This window comes from Streptomyces sp. NPDC055025, from assembly GCF_053608565.1.
On record NZ_JBSGVS010000068.1, the window covers coordinates 3,584 to 24,582 of the forward strand.

The following is a 20,999-nucleotide window of genomic DNA, read 5'->3' on the forward strand; positions in this document are numbered from 1 at the left end:
CGGGCGCCCCCACCCCTCCTCCTGGGCTGGTGCGCGGCGGGTCACCCCGCCCCCCGTGGCGCCCCCGCCGCCCCCCCCCCGGGCGGGCGGGGCGCGCGACCAGCGCCGGGCCGGCCCGGCGCTGCGCGCCACCGGTGCCGCGCTGAGCATCCTCGCCGTACTGCTCCTCGCGTTCGTCGCGAATCTGGGGCCGCTCGGCGATCTGCGCCACGGCAGGGACCAGCAGGTGGCGAACTCCGCCCTGCGCGGGGAACTCGCCAACGCCACGGCGCCGGTCGGGCCGCGCGCCCAGAACGGCGAGCCGCTGGCCCTCGGCACCTCGGTCGCGCTGCTGGACATCCCGCAGCTCGGACTGCGGACGGTCATCGGGGAGGGCACCACCGCACAGGTGCTCGCCACCGGGCCCGGACACCGCAGGGACAGCGTGCTGCCCGGCCAGCCCGGCGTCAGCGTCGTGATGGGCCGTCAGGCCGCCTACGGGGGCCCGTTCGCGCATCTCGAACAGCTCAGGGCCGGTGAGACCTTCACCGTCAGCACCGGCCAGGGCAAGCACACCTACCGGGTGCTGGGCGTGCGCAGGGAGGGCGACCCGCAGCCGTCCGTCCTCGAAGCGGGCAAGGGCAGGCTCACGCTGATCACCGGCGACGGGCACGCCTTCCTGCCCGGCGGACTGCTGCGGGTGGACGCGGATCTCGTCTCCGCCGTCCAGCCCGGCGCAGCGCCGCTGTACACGGCCGGTTCACTGCCCGCCGACGAGAGGCCGATGGCCGTCCAGGCGTCCGCCTGGATGCCGCTGGTGCTCTGGGGCCAGGCCCTGCTGCTCGCCGCCGCGGCCCTGACCTGGATACGGGCCCGCTCGGGCCGCCGCGAGGCCTGGGTCGTCGGCGTCCCCGTACTCGGCGCGCTCGGCTTCGTCGTCGCGGACCAGGCCGCGCTGCTGCTGCCCAACCTCCTCTGACCGCCGGGCCTCCGGCCGCCGTATCCCCGGCCGCCCGGGACCCCGACCCCCCGCAACCCCCGCGACCTCGAAGGACATGACGTGACCGCCTCCACCTCCGACACCATCCCCCTTCCGTCGGCGGGGATCCCCGCCCCGGGCACCGCCGCCGAGCTGGAGGCGCGCCGCGTCTCGGCCTGGTTCGGTGACCACAAGGTGCTGGACCGGGTGTCGCTGACCATGCCGGCCGGAGAGGTCATGGCGCTGATCGGTCCCTCCGGCTGCGGCAAGTCCACCTTCCTCCGGATCCTCAACCGGATGCACGAGCTGATCCCGTCGGCCGCGCTCGCCGGCGAGGTGCTGCTCGGCGGGCAGGACATCTACGCGCCGGAGCGGCGGCTGACCGACGCCAGGAAGCGGATCGGCATGGTCTTCCAGAAGCCGAACCCCTTCCCGGCCATGTCCGTGTACGAGAACGTCACCGCCGGTCTGAAGCTCACCGGCGTCCGGCTCGGCCGGGACGCCAGGGACGAGCTGGTCGAGCACTGCCTGACCAAGGCGGGGCTGTGGAACGAGGTACGTGACCGGCTGCGCCAGCCGGGCGGCGCGCTCTCCGGCGGCCAGCAGCAGCGGCTCTGCATCGCCCGCTCGCTGGCGGTCAGACCGCGGGTGCTGCTGATGGACGAGCCCTGCTCGGCGCTCGACCCGACCTCCACCCGGCGGGTGGAGGAGACGATCAAGGAACTGGCCGGCGAGGTCACCGTCGTCATCGTCACCCACAACATGCAGCAGGCGGCCCGGGTCTCCGACCGGTGCGCCTTCTTCCTCGCCGAACAGGGCACGCCCGGCGGCATCGTCGAGCACGGCGACACCACCGCGATGTTCCACAGCCCGGCCGACCCCCGTACCGCCGACTACGTCAACGGCCGCTTCGGCTAGGTCGTACAGGTCCCCCGGGGACCCCTTGAACCGAACGCCCGTCGGGGTGCGTTCGAACGCGCGTCGCGCCAGGTGCCCTGCCTGGTGCGACGCGCGTAGTTCGTTGCGATGGAACGCGGTTTCCCACGATTGTTCTCGGTGTCTGTTGGTGACCTTGCCGTAACCAAGGGGCAACTTCCTGGCGAATCATCTCGTCAGGTAGTCGGTTGAATCCCACGTGTCACGAACGTCTCACTAGGTTGCACCTGCTGCTCCAAGGGCCGTAACCGCGGCCCGACTGGGACGAGTGGCAGGGGTGGGGACATGGGATCGCCCGATGAGACCGGGAGATTACGGAGCGCCGCCGGCGTGCGCTGTCAGACCGACATCGACGCCGACGGCCGCTACGGATGGCGCGTCGTCGCACAGAACGGGCGGGTGGTGGCCGTTTCGGCCATCGCTTTCGCCACGTACGAGCGGTGCCGCGCTTCTTTCGAGGAGGTCTGCCGACAACACGCGGTCCTCACCGGAGGTGTCCAGCACACGCAGGAGAACAACGGCTGGATGTGGATCGTCAGGGACCAGGGCGGACAGCGCACGATCGTGTCCGCCCGTTCGTACGAGCGGTACTCGACCTGCCGGGCGGCGTACGCCCGGTTCCGTGACCTGTTACGGGAGTTGGGCGACAGCGGCGACTTCCCGTGGAGCGGCCGTTGAAACGGATTTCGATCCTCATGCGCACAGGAGTCTGGCGCCGCGCATGGTTCTCCGCACGCCACTTGCACACGTTCGTAACCCGAAGTTGCCTCTAGGGCGCCCCTCGTTCACGTGAAGGTGCCCACGTGTCAACCGCGCCCCGTGAGCGTCTTGGTTGTGCTGAGACGAACAAGGGAGCGAACTGTGGCCGCCGGGGTGACCGGCCGGCCGTTCGGCGGTGATTCCGGCGAGGCGCCGGCCGTCGACAGTTCACGCGTGCTGTACGCCGACCCCGGGCTGCCCGACCGGATCTTCCGAGGGGTGGCCCGAGGCGGCGGTGGCCTGGTCCTCGCCGTCATGCTGCTGGTCGGCGGTTTTCTGCTGTACCGGGCGTGGCCGGCGCTCGACCGGGCCCGCTGGTCCTTCCTGACCACCGAGGCCTGGGAGCCGGACGCGGGCAATTTCGGTATCGCGGCCGTGATGGTCGGTACCGTGCTGATCGCCCTGGTGGCGATCGTGGTGGCGGTGCCGCTCGCGGTCTGCGCGGCGCTCTACATCTCCGAGTACGCGCGGCCCGGGATCCGCTCCACGCTGATCAGCGTCGTCGACCTGATGGCGGCGGTGCCCAGCGTGGTCTACGGACTCTGGGGGCTGTTCTTCTTCGAGGGCGCCATCCTGCCCACCGCCCGCTGGATCGCCACCTATCTGGGCTGGTTCCCGCCGTTCAGTGTGGTCGGCACCGACCCGAACGACCCGCTCTCCACCGCGACCGTCTACACCTCCTCGACCCTGATCGCGGGCATCGTGGTGGGCTTCATGGTCGCGCCCGTCATCTGCTCGGTGATGCGTGAGGTCTTCACCCAGGCCCCGGCCGGTGAGCGCGAGGGCGCCTACGCGCTGGGCGCCACCCGCTGGGGGATGATCCGCAGCGTCGTCCTGCCCTTCGGCAAGGGCGGCATGATCGGCGGCACCATGCTCGGCCTCGGCCGGGCCCTGGGCGAGACCATCGCCGTCTACCTGATCATCTCGCCGGTCTTCGTGATCCAGTGGCACATCATCCAGAGCGGGACCAGCTCGGTCTCCTCACTGATCGCGCTGCGGTACGGAGAGGCCAGCCCCTTCGCCATGTCCGCGCTGATGGCGGCGGGCCTCGCGCTCTTCGTGATGACCCTGATCGTCAACTTCGCCGCCTCGTCGATCGTCGCCCGCAGCCGCTCCGGCGCGGCGAGCGACGCGTAGCGCCATGAGCGGCTGTCCGCCGGACCTGTCCGGCCACCGGTTCCTCCGTCACCGCGGGACGGGCGCCCGCGCCCGGTCCGCCGCCGCCGGGGCGGGCTCACGCGCCCTGTACCCAACCGCCGCACGGGCCGGCGTCACCGGCCCACCGCAAGCCGTCTCTAAGGGGATTCACCCGCTATGACCCTCGCACCCGAGACGCCGCCGGCCGTCACGGCGGAACGGCGCACCGTGCTGCCCGCGAGCCGGCCGCGGCCCGCCGAGCCGGGCGGGGAGCGGCGGCGTTCCCTGGGGCTGGGCCGGGCCACGGACATCTACGCGCTGCTGGGCGCGGGCGCCGCGGCCACCGGCCTGACCGCGCTGCTCTTCGTATGGCTGCTGCCGTTCAACGGGGTGGTCGGATTCGTCTGCGTCGGGTACGCGATCTTCCTCGCCCTGTACGCGCTGCTGGTCTCCTTCGACGAGGACGCGGCGACCGTACGGGACCGGCTCGCCGGGGTCTTCGTCCGCAGCATGGGCCTGGTCCTGCTCACCGCCCTGGTCTTCGTGATCGTCTTCACGCTGTGGGAGGGCCGCAAGGCGCTGCCCCACCTCAACTTCTTCACCGAGGACATGAAGCTCTCGGGCCCGCTCGAACCGCTGAGCGTGGGCGGCATCCTGCACGCCGTCGTCGGCACGCTGGAGCAGATCGGTATCGCGCTGGTGCTCACCGTGCCGGCCGGGCTGCTCTGCGCGGTCTTCCTCAACGAGGTGCCGGGACGGTTCGCGCGGTTCGTCCGCACCGTCGTCGAGGCCATGACCGCGCTGCCGTCCATCGTCGCGGGTCTGTTCATCTACGCGACCGTGATCCTCACCCTGGGCACCGGCAGGTCGGGCCTCGCCGCCTCCCTCGCCCTGGCGGTGATGATGCTGCCCATCATCATCCGCGCCTCCGACGTGGTGATCAGGCTGGTGCCCGGCACGCTGCGCGAGGCGTCGTACGCGCTGGGCACCTCCCGCTGGCGCACCGCCTGGCACGTGGTGCTGCCCACCGCCCGCTCCGGTCTGACCACCTCGGTGATCCTCGGCACCGCGCGCGGAGTCGGCGAGACCTCTCCGGTGCTGCTCACCGCGGGCTTCAGCGCCGAGATGAACGCCGATCCGTTCGACGGGTCGCAGGTGTCCCTGCCGCTCGCCACCTTCGAGTTCGTCAAGTCGCCCGAACCGAACATGATCGCCCGCGGCTTCGGCACCGCGGCGACGCTGATGGCCCTGGTGCTGCTGCTGTTCATCATCGCCCGGATCATCGGCGGGCGCGCGCCGGGTCAGTTGACGCGCCGTCAGACCCATCGGCGGGTGCTCGCCTCACGCCGTGACGCCGAGCGCTTCGCCACCCGTACCCGCACCGGTACGGACGGCCACAAGCCGGCCGTACCCTCCGCCACACCCTTCAGGAGTTCCCCGTGAGACCCGCGACCGTCTCCCGTCTGGCCATGGGGCTGGCCGCGCTGCTCTGTGCGCTGCTGGCCATCGGGCCGCCGCCCGCCTGGGCGGCGACCTATCCGAAGATCAACGGCGCGGGCTCCACCTGGAGTGCCAACGCGCTGGACCAGTGGCGCCGCAATGTCGCCTCCAACTTCGGTATGACCGTCAACTTCGCCGCGACCGGATCGTCCAACGGGCGTGAGCAGTTCAGAAACGGCTCGGTCGACTTCGGTGTCTCCGAGATCCCGTACGGGCTCAAGGAGGGCGGCGTCACCGACACCCCGCCCACGCGCGGTTTCGCCTATATGCCGATCGTGGCCGGCGGTACCGCCTTCATGTACAACCTGAAGATCGGCGGCAAGCGGGTCACCAATCTGCGGCTGTCCGGCGATGTCCTCGCGAAGATCTTCACCTCGAAGGTCACCATGTGGAACGCGCCCGAGATCCGGGCCGACAATCCGGGACTTACCCTCCCCGCCCGCCGGATCGTGCCGGTCGTACGCTCCGACGGCTCCGGTACGACGGCGCAGCTCACCGCCTGGCTGGCCAAGGAGCACGGCCCGACGTGGAACGACTACTGCGGACGCGCCGGACGCGCCTCGCCGTGCGGTCTGACCTCGTACTTCCCGGTCGTGCCCGGCACCTCGACCATCGCCAAGTCCGGTTCGCTCGGGGTCTCCAGCTATGTGAAGCAGAACCAGGCCGAGGGCGCGATCACCTATGTCGAGTACTCGTACGCCATCTCGACCGGCTTCCCGGTCGCCAAGGTGCTCAACGACTCCGACTACTACGTGGAGCCGACCGCGTCCAGCGTCGCCGTGGCCCTGCTCGACGCCAAGATCAACCCGGACAAGAACTCGACCAACTATCTGACGCAGATCCTCGACGGCGTCTACGGGTCGAAGGACAGCAGGTCCTATCCGCTCTCCAGCTACAGCTACATGATCATTCCCACCTCGCTGGCCGGTGACCAGAATCCGATGACCGAGGCCAAGGGCCTCTCGCTGGGCACCTTCGCCAACTACTTCCTCTGCGACGGTCAGCAGATGGCCGAGGAACTGGGCTACTCGCCGCTGCCGAAGAACCTGGTCCTGGCGGGCTTCGAGCAGGTCAGGCGGATCCCGGGCGCGCCCAAGGACAAGATCAACATCGAATCCTGCCGGAACCCCACCTTCTCCTCCAACGGGACCAACACGCTCGCCAACAACGCCCCGCGGCCGAAGGCCTGTGACAAGAGGGGCACGACCCAGTGCTCGACCGGCACCGCGGGTGCCAAGGGCACGCAGACCCCGGTGAAGCCGTCGGCGCAGGGCTCGAACGGCGGCTCGGGCAGCGGCGGTTCGGGCGGCAGCACGGGCGGCAGCGGCGGTACGGGAGCGACCGGCGGTACGGGCGGCACCTCGGCCGGCACCGGGGGAGCGGGCACCACGGGCGGCGCCTCCGGCTCCCAGGACCCGTCCGCCGCGGCGTCCGGCACGTCCGGCGGAACGATCGACCCCGACACCGGCGAGCTGATCACCGAGGACGGCGCCTCCGGCGGCGACTCCTCGGTCGTCGCGAACCCGGTCACCCTCGCCTCGGGCGAGTCGTCGGCGCTGCGCGGCGCGCTGATGGGGCTCTCCGCCCTGCTGCTCGTCGGCGTCGTCATCGGCCCGCCGCTGACCGCACGCGCCCTGTCCGCCCGCTCCCGCCGCAGGGAGGGATCGGGATGAGCGTGCGCGAGATGACGGTGTCCCGGCGGGTCAAGGCCGGTCTCGGCGCGCTGGCCGGCGCCCTGCTGCTGGCCCTCGTACCGCTGCCGTCAGGACCGGTCCAGGCGGCGGAGGCGCCGCTGGCGGACGTCACCGCCGAGGACTCCGCGGTGACGAAGACCGGCAAGAAGGGCCCGCACGACGACTTCTCCGGTCTCAAGGTGACGGTCCATCAGACCAGGAATCTACGCGCGCAGGGCGTCGAGGTGAGCTGGACGGGCCAGGAGACGTCGGCCGCGAAATATATGAACTTCCTCCAGATCATGCAGTGCTGGGGGGACGACCCGGCGGGCCCCGAACGCGAGCAGTGCGAGTTCGGCGCGAACAACGCGGGCGAGCGCTTCATGGGTCTGCGGGCGCTGCCCAGGGGCCTGGACCCGGGGGAGACGGAGTACACCGAGGCCCCCGGCGGCGGCAACCCGTTCGTCCCGTTCCGGCCGGTGGTCGGGGAACAGACCGATACGGGCACCGACTGGACGTACTTCACCAACAACGACACCAACACCCAGCCCTGGCTGCGCACGAGGCAGGACGGCACCGGCGAAGCGATCTTCGAGGTGAAGACGGCGCTCGAAGCACCTCATCTGGGATGCGGCGAGGTCGACCCGGCAGCCGGGCGGACGACGCCCCGGCGGTGCTGGCTGGTCGTCGTCCCCCGTGGCACACACGATCCCGACGGTTCCTCCGACATCGGTATGGGACTGAAGACCTCCGGCCTGAGCCAGTCCAACTGGGACCAGCGGATCGTCTTCCCGATGGACTTCGGTCCGGTGGGCAACACCTGTGACGCCGACAAGGCCGAGCGCCGCGTCATCGGCTCCGAGCTGTTGACCGACGCCATCACGTCCTGGCAGACGCGGCTGTGCTCGGGCGCCGACGCGCGGTTCACCTTCAGCCAGGCGGGCGAGGAGTACACGCGCGGGCTCATCTCGAATCCCACGCCGAGTTCGCCCGGACTGGGCATCACCGTGGCGCCGGTCGAGGGCGGGGCGGAGGTCGTGCACGCTCCCGTGGCCGTCAGCGCCCTGACCGTCGGCTTCTTCTGGGAGGACGGGGACGCCGGGCAGGTGCACGATCTCAAGCTCAGTCCACGGCTGCTGGCCAAGCTGATGACCGGTTCGTACCCGTACGACGTACGGCAGATCACCTTCCAGAGTCCGGTTCCGAAGCATCTCGAAGGAAACGCGCTCTCCATCATCGTCGATCCGGAATTCAGAGAACTGAACCCGTACTTCGAGCGTCCTACGGCTCCTCAGCTCGGGCCCGACGGAATATTGCTTCAGGCCGGTAATTCGGATGTCAATTCCCTTGTCTGGCGCTATCTCCAGTCGGACACCGACGCCCGGGAATTCCTACAGGGAAAGCCTGACCCCTGGGGCATGAAGGTGAATCCCTCCTACCAGGGACTGGGTCTCGACAAGGACGCCCCTTTCGATTTCCCGAAGGCGGACCCGACCGAGACCGAGGTGTCGCTGGCACTCGGCGATGACCAGACGGGGAAGATCTCGTACGGACAGCAGGAGAAGTCGCCCTACTCCAACGACCTGCACAACGGAGCGCTGCGGATCCGGCGAGGGGCCAGCGGGGCGACCTTCGTCCCCGCCCAGGACCCCAACTCCCCCGGCGGTGTCAAGCTGGTGACCTCGGACGCCATCCCGGGCGACCGCAGGACGTACGGCATCGTCGACGCCGCGTCCGCGTCCCGCTACGAGCTGGACGTCGCCGCGCTTCCGAACGCCGACGGCGAGTACGTCAAGCCGACCGCCGACGCCCTGCTCAAGGCCGTCGACCGGATGCCCGACTCGGCCGTCAAGGGTGTGAAGGCACCCACCCCGGCCACCGCGAAGGGCGGTGCCTATCCGCTGGCGGCGGTCGCCTACGCCGTCGCTCCGCTGGACCAGCCCGCGAAGGTGCGCCAGGACTACGCGCGGCTGATCCGGTACGCGGCGGGCGCCGGGCAGACACCGGGCCTGGCACCCGGTGAGCTGCCGCCCGGATACGCGCCGCTGCCCGAGGCCCTGCGCGACCAGGCGTCGGCCGCCGCCGACGAGCTCGAACGCGGCAAGCCGGCCACCCCCGGCGGTGACGAGAGCGCTTCGAACGGTTCCGGCGGCTCCGGTGGCGGCGGTGCCGCCGGCGGCGGGTCCGCGGGCGGCGCCGGTGACGGTACGGCGGCGGCCGGCGGCACCGCGGACGAGGAGGCGGCGGCCGGCGGTTCCGCTACGGACGCGCCCAGCGCCTCCGCCACTCCGGGCGCCGCGGCGGGCGGCGGTCCGGGCCCCGCCAAGAGCGTCGCGGCCTCGGCCGGCGGACTGACCCCCGGCGAGGTCCTGGGCATCGTCCGCTGGGTGCTGCTCGGGGTCCTGGTCGCGGGCGGTGTCGCCGCGCTGGCCGGCCCCGTACTCCTGCGGCTCTCCGTACGACGGGCGGCGACGGGCGGCTCCGGATGATCTGACGGGACCGTGGCCCTGGAATTCCCGGAGTGGCGTTCCGCCCTCCGGGAATTCCGTGCAACCACCGGTGAATTCCCTAGGAGTCACCTAGGAAATGCCCTCGTAACCTTTTCCTTCAATGGAGTTGGTGGATCTCCGGCGGGAGAATGAGGAACTGTTCACGGTGTCGGCCGACGGGTCGGCAGCAACGAAATCCGGATTCCTCTTGACCGTCCATTCCTCGCAATCCGTTTTTCACGGAGGAGAACAGAAGTGAACGTCAAGTCCCGTATTCGCATGGCCGCCGCCGCCGGTGCCGTCGCCATGGGCCTCAGCCTCTTCGCGACCCCCGCGTCCGCCGACTCCGAGACCCGCCAGATCGTCGGCGTGGGCTCCGACACCACGCAGGACGTCGTCAACGGTCTGGGCAACGTCATCCTCGACCCGAACAACATCCCGGACAACCAGCTCATCCAGTCGTACAACGCGACGGGCACCGGATCGGTCACCTGCCGTGTCGGCCTCCCGATCAACCGGCCCAACGGCTCCTCGGCCGGCATCGACGCGCTGCGCAACGACCTCACCAACACCGCGATCGACTGTGTCGACTTCGCCCGCTCCTCCCGGGGCCCGGTCGACTTCAGCACGACCCGGCTGACCTGGATCCCGTTCGCCAAGGACGCGGTGACCGTCGCGGTCCGTTCGAACAGCGCCCTCAACGACAACGTCGGCTTCACCACCGCCGAGCTGCGCGCCATCTACACCTGCACCAAGATCACGCACAACAGCGTGGCGCTCAAGCCGCTGCTGCCGCAGTCGGGCTCCGGTACCCGCACCTTCTTCCTGGAGAAGATCGGCGTCACCGAGGCTCAGCTCGGCTCCTGCGTCAACGGCACCGTCCAGGAGCACGACGGCACCGCCCTGACGGACGTCGGCAACGTCGCCCCGTACTCCATCGCCCAGTACATCGCCCAGACCGGTGGTGTGGTGACGGACCGTCACGGCGCCACGGTCCTGGCCAAGGTGGACACCATCCAGCCCCGCATCGCCGGCAAGCTGAACACCGCCTTCCCGTACAACCGTGACGTCTACAACGTCGTCCCGACCGCCAAGCTGAACGGTGGCACCGCTCCCGACGCCGACCTGATCAGGGCCTTCGAGAGCATCCCGAACGCGAACCCGGCCCTGGCCACCACCGCCGAGATCTGCGCCCAGACGGCCGTCATCGAGAACTACGGCTTCGGCACGATCACCAACTGCGGCAACACCAGCGTCAAGGCCGAGCGCTGATGACCCGGGGCGGGCACTGACCACGGTCTCCGCCCCGGTTCTTCTCCCAGTACTCGCCGCACCACCAGTACTCACCGCACCACACGCCCCACCGCACCACACGCCCCACCGCACCACACGCCCCACCGCACCACGGCCGGGCACCCTCCACGGGTGCCCGGCCCCCGGTCCCCGCACCCGCGGCCGGCCGACGGCTCCAGGTACCGCGATCACGGAGGAGAGGCACAGCGTGAACATCACATCCGCCATCCGGTCGGCGGCCGTCGCCGTCACCGCCGCTCTCGCCGTGAGCTTCCTCGCCCCCGCGGCCGTCGCCGACCCTCCCCAGTACCGCCGGCTCGTCGGCGTGGGCTCCGACACCACGCAGGACGTGCTCAGCGGTCTGGGCTCCGTCGTCGCCGACCCCGACGGTGTTCCGCACAGCCTTCTGATCGGTTCGTACGACGCGACGGGCTCCTCGCCCATCAAGACCCGTCCCGTCGGCTGCCAGATCCCCCGGCCCAACGGGTCGCACGCCGGTATCGACGCGTTGCGCGTCGACATCGCCGCCGGTACGCACTGCGTCGACTTCGCCCGCTCCTCCGTCGGTCCGGAGGACATCGTGGAGACCCGGAGCAACCGGCTGACGTTCATTCCGTTCGCCAAGGACGCGGTGACCGTCGCGGTCCGTTCGAACAGCGCCCTCAACGACGGCGTGGGCTTCACGACCGAGCAGCTCCGTGACATCTACACCTGCGCGCTGACCACGCACGGCGGTGTCGCCCTGACCCCGCTGCTGCCGCAGCCGGGTTCCGGCACGCGGAGCTTCTTCCTGCGCCGGATCGGTGTCACCGAGCCGCAGCTCGGCTCCTGTGTCGACGACACCGTCCAGGAGCACGACGGCACGGCCCTGGACACGGCCGGCGACATCGCCCCGTACTCGATCGCGCGGTACATCGCCCAGACGGGCGGTGTGGTGGCGGACCGTCACGGTGTGACGGTCCTCAGCCGGGTGGAGGGCGTCGCGCCGCGCGTCAGCGGCAGGCTGAACACCGCCTTCCCCTTCACCCGTGCCGTCTACAACGTCGTCCGGACCGCCGAGCTGACCGGTGGCCCCACCCCGGACCCCGACCTCATCAGCGCCTTCGCCGGCCCCACTTCCACGGTCTGCGCCCAGGCCAATCTGATCCAGGTGTACGGCTTCGCCACACTCGGCTCCGCCTGCGGCAGCACATTGTGACGGGGGTGCGCTGATCAATATCCCTTCTCTCCCACGCAGGCCGGACACCCCTCCAGGTGCCCGGCCCGGCGGCGTATCCGGATCCGACCGGCAGCGGCGCCCGACACCGCACCTCGTGCCTGACCTACACCTACTAGGAGTAACGACCATGACACGCCTCGCGCGAGCGAGAACATTTCCGGCGCTGCTGATGTGCTGCGCCCTGATCCTGGGCGCCGCCGCCGCCGTGCTCGGCGCCGCGGCCACCGCGAGGGCGGCGGACCGGCTGGGTGATCTGACCCTCAGCCGGACCTCCGGGAACATCACCGACAACCCCCTGGTCCCGCATGTGACCACGGACGCGCCGTGCCCGGCGGGCCAGGGCGACGCCCTCCAGCTCCGGGTGGTCCACCCGACGACCGGACTGCGTCCGAGTCTCGGCCAGCTGAGCGCCGGCGGCTATGACGCCGCGCCCGTGGACGTCGACCTGCCGGTGTGGGGCACCTCCTTCGCCAACATCCTCGACGGCTGGTTCGGCGCCGAGTCCCATGACGGCACCTACACACTGCAGTTGGAGTGCCCCAACTGGGACGACACGAACGCGTTCGCGTTCTTCTCCACGAACATCGAGGTCACCGGCGACACCTGGACACTGCCGCAGGCGGAGGCCACCAGCGTCGAGCTGACGGCGGTCCCGGAGATCGAGTCCAGCCTGGGCGACACGGTGACCATCACGGCGAAGGTGACCCCCGCCGTGGCCGGTGACTTCACCCTGACCGCGAAGCAGCTCAACGCCGAGCCGGTCGAGCTGGGCAGCAAGGCGGCCGACAACGGCACCGCCGTGTTCACCACCACGGCCCTGCCCCTGGGCGTGATGAGCCTCGGGGCGCAGTTCACCCCCGCCGACCCGGACGCCTACACCGGTTCTGTGGGGTCCATCGCCGACTACACGGTCAAGCCGGCCACGAGCCCGTCCGGTTCCCCGTCGCCCAGCGGCTCCCAGAGCCCCGAGGAGCCCGCCGACCTCGAAGTCGTCGACGCGGACGGCAACCCGCTGGGTGAGAACCCCAATCTGGAGGCCGGTCAGAAGGTCGCCGTCACCGCCCGCGGCTACTCCCCGAGCGCTGTGGTGAAGGTCTCCCTCTCCGACAGCGAGACGGCCTTCGCCGACGCCACGGCGGACGCCGAAGGCATCGTGCAGGGCTACGACTTCACCGTCCCGGACGAGATCGCCGACGGCGACCACACGCTGACCCTCGCCGAGGACAAGGCGGACGGCCACAGCGTCGCGTTCGCCTTCACCACCGGCGAGGCGGCCGACCCGGACCCCAGCCCCGAGCCCAGTGACAGCACCGGCGAGGACGGCGGTACGACGGACGGCGCGACCGGTGGCGACACCGGCGGGTCGGACACCGGCGGTACGGGCGGCTCGGACGGCGGCAGCGGCAGCGCCGGCGGCAGCGGTGGCGGGGGCGGTTCGCTCGCCTCGACCGGCACCGGTGTCGCGGCGATCGGCCTCGGCTCGCTGGCACTGCTCTTCGTGGGCGCGGCCTTCGTGGTCGGCGCGCGCCGCAGGGGCATGCTCACGTTCGCCGCACCGGCCGGCCCGCCGGTCGACTGACGCGCGACGGACGGCGGAACGGGAGAGTGAGGGCTTCCGGGGGCAGACCGTATGTCTGCCCCCGGGCCCGCGCTCGTATCCGTACCCGTACCGCCGGCCACCCGCTCACCCCCCTCCACCCCTTCACTTCCCGCCCCACCACCACCCCTCCACCCCGAGAGCGAGGAGCGCAGCCACCGTGGCCGTTCTGATATCGCCGCCCTCCGCCCCCGCGCCGCAGGCCGGGGCCCGCCGGCCCGCCGGGCGCGGCGGAGGCGCCCCGACCGCCGCCCGTCCCGGGCTGGCGCTGGCCGGGGCCGCGCTGTGCGTGCTCGCCGCCGTGCTGCTCGGCTTCGCCGCCAATCTCACCGTCGTCGGGCATCTCAAGCACGAGCGTGACCAGCAGGTCTCGTACGACGAACTGCGCAAGCAGCTCGCCGAGGGCACCGCCCCGGTGGGCGGGCGCGATGTCGAGGGCAAGCCCCTCGCGCTCGGCGCGCCCGTGGCGCTGCTGGACATCCCGGAGCTCGGTGTCCACGAGGTGGTCGGCGAGGGCACCACCTCGGGTGTGCTGATGTCCGGCCCCGGACACCGCCGTGACACCCCGCTGCCGGGACAGGCGGGCACCGCCGTGATCATGGGCAGGCTGTGGGGGTACGGCAGTCCCTTCGCCAACCTCGACCGGCTCCCGGTTAACGCCACCTTCACGGTGATGACCGGTCAGGGCAAGGCGGAGTACCGGGTCACCGGCAGCAGGCGGGCCGGTGACGCCCTGCCCTCGGCCGCCGACCCCACCAAGGGCAGGCTCACCCTGATCACCGCCACCGGCCCCGCGTACACCCCCTCGGGGGTGCTGCGGGTGGACGCCGAGCTGACCGGTCCCGTACAGCCCAGCCCGCCGCGCGACCGGCGCTCCGGCTGGATCGGTACGGCGGAGGAGGCGCTCAAGGGCGACAGCGGAGCCTGGCTCGCGGTCTTCCTCTGGACCCAGGCACTCTTCCTCGCCGCGCTGCTCGCGGCCTGGGCACAGCGCGTCTGGGGCCGCTGGCAGACCTGGATCTGCGCCGTGCCCGTACTGGCCGCCCTGGGCCTGGCCTGCGCCGGCGCCATCACCCGCCTTCTGCCCAACCTGCTCTGAACCACCGGGAGTTGATCCATCATGACCGCCACCACCTCGCATGACCTCGCCGACACCCTGGGCCTGCCCGCGGTGGGCCGTGACACCGCCGCCTCGCTGGAGGCCGAGAGCGTCTCCGCGTGGTTCGGCGACCACAAGGTGCTCGACCGCGTCTCGCTCACCATGCCCGCGCACGAGGTCACGGCGCTGATCGGCCCGTCGGGCTGCGGCAAGTCGACCTTCCTGCGCATCCTCAACCGTATGCACGAGCTGATCCCGTCCGCCGGTCTCGCCGGACGCGTGCTGCTCGACGGCGGGGACATCTACGACCGGGGGCGCCGTATCACCCACGCCCGGCGCCAGATCGGCATGGTCTTCCAGAAGCCCAACCCGTTCCCCGCCATGTCCCTGTACGACAACGTCGTGGCCGGTCTCAAGCTCAACGGCATGAAGGCCCACCGCGGCGGCAAGGACGACCTCGTGGAGGAGTGCCTCACCAAGGCGGGCCTCTGGCGCGAGGTCAAGGACCGCCTCCGCCAGCCGGGCGGCGCCCTCTCCGGCGGCCAGCAGCAGCGCCTCTGCATCGCCCGCTCCCTGGCCGTACGACCCAGGGTCCTGCTGATGGACGAGCCCTGCTCGGCCCTCGACCCCACCTCGACCCGCCGGATCGAGGAGACCATCGCCGAACTCAAGTCGGAGGTGACGATCGTCATCGTCACCCACAACATGCAGCAGGCCGCCCGCGTCTCCGACTCCTGCGCCTTCTTCCTCGCGGAACAGGGCACCCCCGGAGTCATCGTCGAACACGGCGACACGGACGCGATGTTCAACACTCCCCAGGATTCGAGGACGGCCGACTACGTCAACGGCCGCTTCGGATAAGGGCTCCTGGCCTTCCAACGGCTCCGCCCTCCCCGGAGCCACGGACCTTGGACCGGTACGAGCGGCGGGCGCGGCGCGGGGGCGGGCCGTGCTTCGTCCGCGAGCGTACGTATCCGCTCCGGGCGGGCGGCCCGGCCCGAGGCCGGGCCCCCGGGCCTCAGCGCGCCGGGAAGGCGTGGCGGCGCGCGGCCGTGACCGTCGCCAGGGCCACGGCGATCAGTGGCAGCGTGGTCCAGGGCAGCGCGCCCGCGCCGGTCCCCGCGCTCTCCAGGACGACACCGCCCGCCAGGGACCCCGCCGCGATGCCCGCGTTGTAGACCGTCGTCTGCATCGACGTCGCCACATCCGCCCTCCCGGGCCCCGAGATACGCACCAGCGCGGTCTGCAACAGCGTCGGCGCTCCGCCGAAAGCGACGCCCCACGCCGCGACGGCGGCCAGCAGGACGGCCGGGTTCCGCCCGAAGAGCCCCAGCGCGAGCATCGCCGCCGCGATCAGGGCCAGGGCGCCCAGCAGCGTCGGCCGCGGGTGACGGTCGATCAGTACGCCGACGAGCCAGATCCCGCCCACCGCGGCGAGCCCGAAGACGAACAGGACCAGGCCGGCCCGGCCGGAGCCGAGGCCCGAGCGCTCGGTGAACGGCGCCATGTACGTGTACATCGCCTGGTGCCCCAGCAGCAGGAGCAGCGTGATGGTCAGCACCGTCCGGATGCCGGGCATGGCGGCGATACGCCACAACGGAACGCGCTCCGAGGCCGGTTCACCGGGAAAGTCGGGGACGCGCCACGCCACCCAGGCCACCAGCACCGCCGCCAGTACGGCCACCGTCGCGAAGGCGGCCCGCCAGCCCAGCGGTTGGGCCAGGGCCGTGCCCGCGGGGATGCCGAAGGAGAGCGCGACCGTGATCCCGGCCAGCACGATCGCGATGGCGCGGCCCCGGCGCTCGGCCGGGACCATACGGGCCGCGTATCCCGCGAGCATCGCCCACAGCGTGCCGCCCATGACACCGGCCGTCAGCCGGGCCCCGAAGGTCAGGGCGTAGTCGGAGGAGAGCGCCGTGACGGCGTTGCAGAGCGCGAAGCCGGCCAGTGTGCCGATGAGCACCGGACGTCTGCGCAGACCGCGCAGCACGGCCGTGAGCGGGATGGCCGCGAGGAAGGAGGCGGCGGCGTAACCGGTCACCAGGAACCCCACCCGGCTCTCGGACACCCCCAGACTCCGGCTCATGTCCGGCAGCAGCCCGGCGGGCAGCAGTTCGGTCATCACGGCCGTGAACGCCGCCGTGAACAGGGCGAGCAGCCCCAGGAGCGGCAGCCCGGGGTGCCCGGACCCCGCCTCGGTGCCGGAGCCGTCTCTCGATGCGATGGACATGCGAGCATGGTGAAACCTTCACACCAGTGTGAAGGCAAGCCCGCCCCTTGAGCCCGTCGCTTGGGGCCCGACCCCCGCACGGAGCGCCATGAAGATCGGTGAACTCTCCCGGCGCACCGGCGTCCCCACCCGGATGCTGCGCTACTACGAGGAGCAGGAACTGCTCCCTCCCGAGCGCGCCGACAACGGCTACCGCTCCCCCTCGTACGCCGCGTCCCCCTACGCCGCCTCCCCCTACACCGCGTCGTTCGGACGGGACATCCGGAGGGCCAGTTCCCGCAGAAGCGCCTCCGACGTGATGTCCGTACGGCCGCTGTCATGGACCTCGGCCAGCTCGGAGTAGACGAAGCTGAACGCCCCGATCAGCTGCATGATGGCGGGCAGCGCCGCCTCGGTCACCGCGTGCGCCGCCTCCAGCGGGGTGGCCTCGGAGGAGACCGTGAACGAGGGGAAGACCTCGGCGAGCAACGACCCGATCTGGCCCGCGCCCTGACCCGCCCCCGACTCGGCGCCGGCGGCCGGATTCCGGTCGGCGCTGCGGATCCACTCCGCGGACTGGGTCAGAATGCCGATGGCCCTGAGAACGACTTCGCTCTGTTCCATGAGCAGAGCCTAGGGTCTTTCGTTTGGATCAGGCTGGGTGAGGGAGCGGGGTCTGGTGCCGTGGATCGCAAGGCGGAGGAGGGAGCCCACGCGGAGCGTAGGCGACCGACGACAACGCGGCGAGGCGCGGTGCCAGGGCACGCGAGCCCAGCAAGATCCAAACGAGAGGCCCTTTAGGCGGCCCGCCCCGCTCCGCCCGGAGCGGAAGTCGGTAAAACCCGGACGCGGCCACGGAGTCCGACCTACTCTCGACATGTGTCAGGCGCGTCCGGTCGGGTGCTTGTCGTGGACGACAACAGGGTCATCCGGCAGTTGATCAGGGTCAATCTCGAACTGGAGGGTTTCGAGGTCGTGACCGCGGCCGATGGTGCCGAGTGCCTGGACGTGGTGCACGAGGTCATGCCCGATGTCGTCACCCTCGATGTGGTGATGCCGCGCCTGGACGGGCCACGCACCGCCGCGCGGCTGCGCGCGGACCCGAGGACGAGCCGGCTGCCGATAGCGATCATCAGCGCCTGTACGCAGTACGAGGTGGAGTCCGGGATCGCCGCCGGGGTGGACGCCTTTCTGGCCAAGCCCTTCGAACCGTCCGAGCTGGTCCGTCTCGTACGGCGGCTGACCCGCCGGGACGCCCCGCCCCCGCCCCCGCTCGACCTCGACGGCAGACACGGCGCGGGCCACGCGGGAAGCGCCCGGGGCTGACGGCGACGGACAGGCCGACCCCCGGTGAGCGCCCCCGGTGCCCGCATCGCGAAACCGGTTCGCGAAGTGGCCCCCCTCCTCCCCTACGCTGGTGCCGTGACCCCCGCAGAACTCTCCCGGACCGTGCGGCACGCCGTGTGCCGCGCGGTCGAGGACGACGTCCTGCCGGGGCCCGTACCCGAACAGGTCACCGTCGAGCGCTCCCGCCCCGGTGGCCGGGGGGACTACGCCTCCAATGTCGCGCTGCGGCTCGCGGGCCCGGCCGGCCGGCCGCCCCGTGAGATCGCCGAGATCCTGCGCGGCCGCGTCGACACCACCCGGGGCATCGCACGGGTCGAGATCACCGGACCCGGCTTTCTGAACTTCACACTCGGCCGGGACAGCCGGGCCGAACTGATCCGTACGATCCTCCGCGACCCCGCCCGGTACGGATACGGCGAGGCGCTCGCCGGTACGGCCGTGGCCTTCGCGCCCCCGCCCGCCGCCGACGTCCGCGCCCGGGTCTGGACCGACACCGTCGTACGGCTGCTCCGCGGCCAGGGCGCCGAGGCGGCCGTCGTACCGGGCGCCGTGGAGCGACCGGCGCTCGTACCCGCCGACCTCGGCCCCGGCCCCGGCCCCCACGCGGACACCGGCCCCGACGCTCTCTTCGTCCGGCTCGGGCGCGACGCCGCCCACTGGGCGCTGCTGCGGCCCGCCGCCCACGACCGTCCGTACACGGGCCCGGACCTCCTCGTGCAGCGCGAGAGCAACGCCCTGTTCCGGGTGCGGTACGCCCACGCCCGTACCCGCGCGGTCGTCCGCAACGCCGCCCAGCTCGGTGTGACGCCCGCCCCGGACCGGTACACCGAGGACACCCCGGGAATCCCGCCGGCCGAGCCCCCCGCCCGGACGACCCCCGCCCAGGCCACCGCCACCTCCGCCCTGTTCACCGCCCTCGGCGACCACCCCGCCGTCCTCGAAGCCGCCGCCCGGCTGCGCGCGCCCGACCGGCTCGCCCGCCATCTCGAACTCACCGCGGAAGCGTTCCTGTGCTTCCAGGAGAGCTGTCGTCCGCTGCCGATCGGCGACGAGAAACCCTCGGCCGCCCACCGCTCCAGGACCGCGCTCGCCGAAGCCGCTGGGGCCGTGCTGGCCGGCGGCCTGTCCCTGCTCGGCATCGATGCGCCAGAACACCTCTGACCGCCTGTCCGGGGCCCGCCCTCTGTCCGGGGCCCGCCTTCGTACGGCGCGGCTTCGTACGGCACGGCCGCGCCGCACACACCGAATCCCCCGAACAGCGCGTACGAACACCGCACACACACGAACACCGCACACGAACACCTCTGAGAGAGCCAAGAGAGCCACGAGATGAGCCGTTCCGCACACCCCGCAGGCCCCCGCCACGCGGATGTACTCCCCGAAGGGCACTACACCGCCCCGGCCGCCGATCTGAACGTTCTCGACGAGAAGGTCTGGTCGCGTACGGTCCGCAGGAACGAGGACGGCGTCGCCACCGTCGCGGGCATCGAGGTGACCCGGCTGGCCGAGGAGTTCGGCACCCCGGCGTACATCCTCGACGAGGCCGACTTCCGCGCCCGCTGCCGCGCCTGGTCCGACGCCTTCGGCGGTGACGCGGACGTGTTCTACGCGGGCAAGGCGTTCCTGTCCCGGGCCGTGGTCCGCTGGCTGAACGAGGAGGGGCTCAATCTCGACGTGTGCTCCGGCGGTGAACTCGCCACCGCGCTCGCCGCCGGAATGCCTGCCGAGCGCATCGCCTTCCACGGCAACAACAAGTCCCTCCAGGAGATCGAGCGCGCCGTCTCGGCCGGTGTCGGCCGTATCGTCCTCGACTCCTTCCAGGAGATCGTCCAGGTCGCGCACGCTGCCCAGCGCCTCGGTACCCGCCAGCGGGTGCAGATCCGGGTCACCGTGGGCGTCGAGGCCCATACGCACGAGTTCATCGCCACCGCCCACGAGGACCAGAAGTTCGGTATCGCGCTGGCCGGCGGGCAGGCCGCCGAGGCCGTCAGAAGGGCGCTCACGCTCGACGGTCTCGAACTGATCGGTATCCACTCGCACATCGGCTCGCAGATCTTCGACATGGCGGGCTTCGAGGTCTCCGCCCGCCGTGTGGTGCAGCTGCTCGCCCAGGTGCGCGACGAGCACGGGGTGGAACTGCCCGAGATCGACCTCGGCGGCGGCCTCGGCATCGCGTACACCTCCGAGGACGATCCGCGCGAGCCGCACGAGATCGCCAAGGCGCTCAGCGACATCGTCACCCGGGAGTGTGAGTCCGCCGGGCTCCGCACCCCGCGTATCTCCGTCGAGCCGGGCCGCGCGATCGTCGGGCCCACGGCCTTCACGCTCTACGAGGTCGGCACCATCAAGCCGCTCGAAGGACTGCGCACCTATGTCAGTGTGGACGGCGGCATGTCCGACAACATCCGTACCGCCCTCTACGACGCCGAGTACAGCGTGGCGCTCGTCTCGCGCCGCTCCGACGCCGAGGCGATGCTGACACGCGTGGTCGGCAAGCACTGCGAGAGCGGCGACATCGTCGTACGGGACGCGTTCCTGCCCGCCGACCTGGCGCCCGGGGACCTGATCGCCGTGCCCGCCACCGGCGCGTACTGCCGCTCGATGGCGAGCAACTACAACCACGCGCTCCGGCCGCCCGTGGTCGCCGTCAAGGACGGCGGGGCCCGGGTGATCGTCCGGCGTGAGACGGAGGAAGATCTTCTGCGTCTCGACATCGGAGAGTGAAATACATGTCTCGCAATCTGGACGGGGGACAGAAACCCCCGTCCAGTGAGTGAGACTGG

Annotated in this window: 17 protein-coding genes and 1 pseudogene; 16 read left to right on the top strand and 2 right to left on the bottom strand. The window is 71.3% G+C overall.

What is annotated here, in order from left to right:
- The 12 genes from ACWGDX_RS32135 to ACWGDX_RS32190 form a co-directional block, all read left to right on the top strand.
- On the top strand, nt 1-958 hold a 958-nt coding region (locus tag ACWGDX_RS32135; protein WP_453631295.1), incomplete at its 5' end, for a sortase.
- A gap of 126 nt (nt 959-1,084) precedes the next feature.
- Complete coding sequence (locus tag ACWGDX_RS32140; protein WP_382858349.1) at nt 1,085-1,876, top strand: phosphate ABC transporter ATP-binding protein; 792 nt, start codon at nt 1,085-1,087, stop codon at nt 1,874-1,876.
- Nucleotides 1,877-2,224: 348 nt separating this feature from the next.
- Nucleotides 2,225-2,572, top strand: a complete 348-nt coding sequence (locus ACWGDX_RS32145; RefSeq protein WP_453631297.1) for a hypothetical protein — start codon at nt 2,225-2,227, stop codon at nt 2,570-2,572.
- A 183-nt stretch (nt 2,573-2,755) separates the two neighbouring features.
- Complete coding sequence (pstC, locus tag ACWGDX_RS32150) at nt 2,756-3,790, top strand: phosphate ABC transporter permease subunit PstC (RefSeq protein ID WP_453631299.1); 1,035 nt, start codon at nt 2,756-2,758, stop codon at nt 3,788-3,790.
- A 177-nt stretch (nt 3,791-3,967) separates the two neighbouring features.
- Nucleotides 3,968-5,233: a phosphate ABC transporter permease PstA gene (gene pstA / locus ACWGDX_RS32155; protein WP_453631300.1), complete on the top strand. Its 1,266-nt coding sequence runs from the start codon at nt 3,968-3,970 to the stop codon at nt 5,231-5,233.
- Nucleotides 5,230-6,963, top strand: coding sequence for a phosphate ABC transporter substrate-binding protein PstS (locus ACWGDX_RS32160; RefSeq protein ID WP_453631302.1), 1,734 nt, complete (start codon nt 5,230-5,232; stop codon nt 6,961-6,963). Before pstA ends, ACWGDX_RS32160 begins: the two co-directional genes overlap by 4 nt.
- Nucleotides 6,960-9,452, top strand: a complete 2,493-nt coding sequence (locus ACWGDX_RS32165) for a hypothetical protein (RefSeq protein ID WP_453631304.1) — start codon at nt 6,960-6,962, stop codon at nt 9,450-9,452. The genes ACWGDX_RS32160 and ACWGDX_RS32165 overlap by 4 nt, the downstream gene beginning before the upstream one ends.
- A 255-nt stretch (nt 9,453-9,707) precedes the next feature.
- The gene (locus tag ACWGDX_RS32170; protein ID WP_453631306.1) at nt 9,708-10,724 is read left to right on the top strand and encodes a hypothetical protein; all 1,017 of its coding nucleotides are present in this window, start codon (nt 9,708-9,710) and stop codon (nt 10,722-10,724) included.
- Between the two features lie 229 nt (nt 10,725-10,953).
- A complete protein-coding gene (locus tag ACWGDX_RS32175) occupies nt 10,954-11,943 on the top strand; it encodes a substrate-binding domain-containing protein (protein ID WP_453631307.1) in 990 nt (329 codons plus the stop codon).
- Nucleotides 11,944-12,091: 148 nt separating this feature from the next.
- Nucleotides 12,092-13,543: an Ig-like domain-containing protein gene (locus tag ACWGDX_RS32180; RefSeq protein WP_453631309.1), complete on the top strand. Its 1,452-nt coding sequence runs from the start codon at nt 12,092-12,094 to the stop codon at nt 13,541-13,543.
- A gap of 178 nt (nt 13,544-13,721) precedes the next feature.
- Nucleotides 13,722-14,660: a sortase gene (locus ACWGDX_RS32185; RefSeq protein ID WP_453631311.1), complete on the top strand. Its 939-nt coding sequence runs from the start codon at nt 13,722-13,724 to the stop codon at nt 14,658-14,660.
- 21 nt (nt 14,661-14,681) lie between these two features.
- Nucleotides 14,682-15,521, top strand: coding sequence for a phosphate ABC transporter ATP-binding protein (locus tag ACWGDX_RS32190; RefSeq protein ID WP_453631313.1), 840 nt, complete (start codon nt 14,682-14,684; stop codon nt 15,519-15,521).
- 157 nt (nt 15,522-15,678) lie between these two features.
- Here ACWGDX_RS32190 and ACWGDX_RS32195 read toward each other — a convergent pair whose 3' ends face one another.
- Nucleotides 15,679-16,890 carry an MFS transporter gene (locus tag ACWGDX_RS32195; RefSeq protein ID WP_453631315.1) on the bottom strand — a complete coding sequence of 404 codons (1,212 nt, stop codon included), beginning with the start codon at nt 16,888-16,890 and terminating at the stop codon, nt 15,679-15,681.
- Between the two features lie 88 nt (nt 16,891-16,978).
- On the opposite strand from ACWGDX_RS32195, the pseudogene ACWGDX_RS32200 reads away from it, so the two are divergent.
- Nucleotides 16,979-17,089, top strand: a pseudogene (locus tag ACWGDX_RS32200) (MerR family DNA-binding transcriptional regulator); the annotation flags it as partial.
- Nucleotides 17,090-17,124: 35 nt separating this feature from the next.
- On the opposite strand, the gene ACWGDX_RS32205 reads toward ACWGDX_RS32200, so the two are convergent.
- Nucleotides 17,125-17,493: a hypothetical protein gene (locus ACWGDX_RS32205; RefSeq protein WP_453631317.1), complete on the bottom strand. Its 369-nt coding sequence runs from the start codon at nt 17,491-17,493 to the stop codon at nt 17,125-17,127.
- Nucleotides 17,494-17,748: 255 nt separating this feature from the next.
- Here ACWGDX_RS32205 and ACWGDX_RS32210 point away from each other — a divergent pair, with 255 nt between their 5' ends.
- The 3 genes from ACWGDX_RS32210 to lysA all read left to right on the top strand — a co-directional run bounded on the left by ACWGDX_RS32210 (nt 17,749) and on the right by lysA (nt 20,940).
- On the top strand, nt 17,749-18,195 hold the full coding sequence (locus ACWGDX_RS32210) for a response regulator (protein ID WP_453631318.1): 447 nt from the start codon (nt 17,749-17,751) through the stop codon (nt 18,193-18,195).
- 96 nt (nt 18,196-18,291) lie between these two features.
- Nucleotides 18,292-19,377, top strand: a complete 1,086-nt coding sequence (nrtL, locus tag ACWGDX_RS32215) for an ArgS-related anticodon-binding protein NrtL (RefSeq protein WP_453631320.1) — start codon at nt 18,292-18,294, stop codon at nt 19,375-19,377.
- Nucleotides 19,378-19,545: 168 nt separating this feature from the next.
- Nucleotides 19,546-20,940, top strand: coding sequence for a diaminopimelate decarboxylase (gene lysA, locus ACWGDX_RS32220; RefSeq protein WP_363084612.1), 1,395 nt, complete (start codon nt 19,546-19,548; stop codon nt 20,938-20,940).
- Nucleotides 20,941-20,999: the final 59 nt, after the last annotated feature.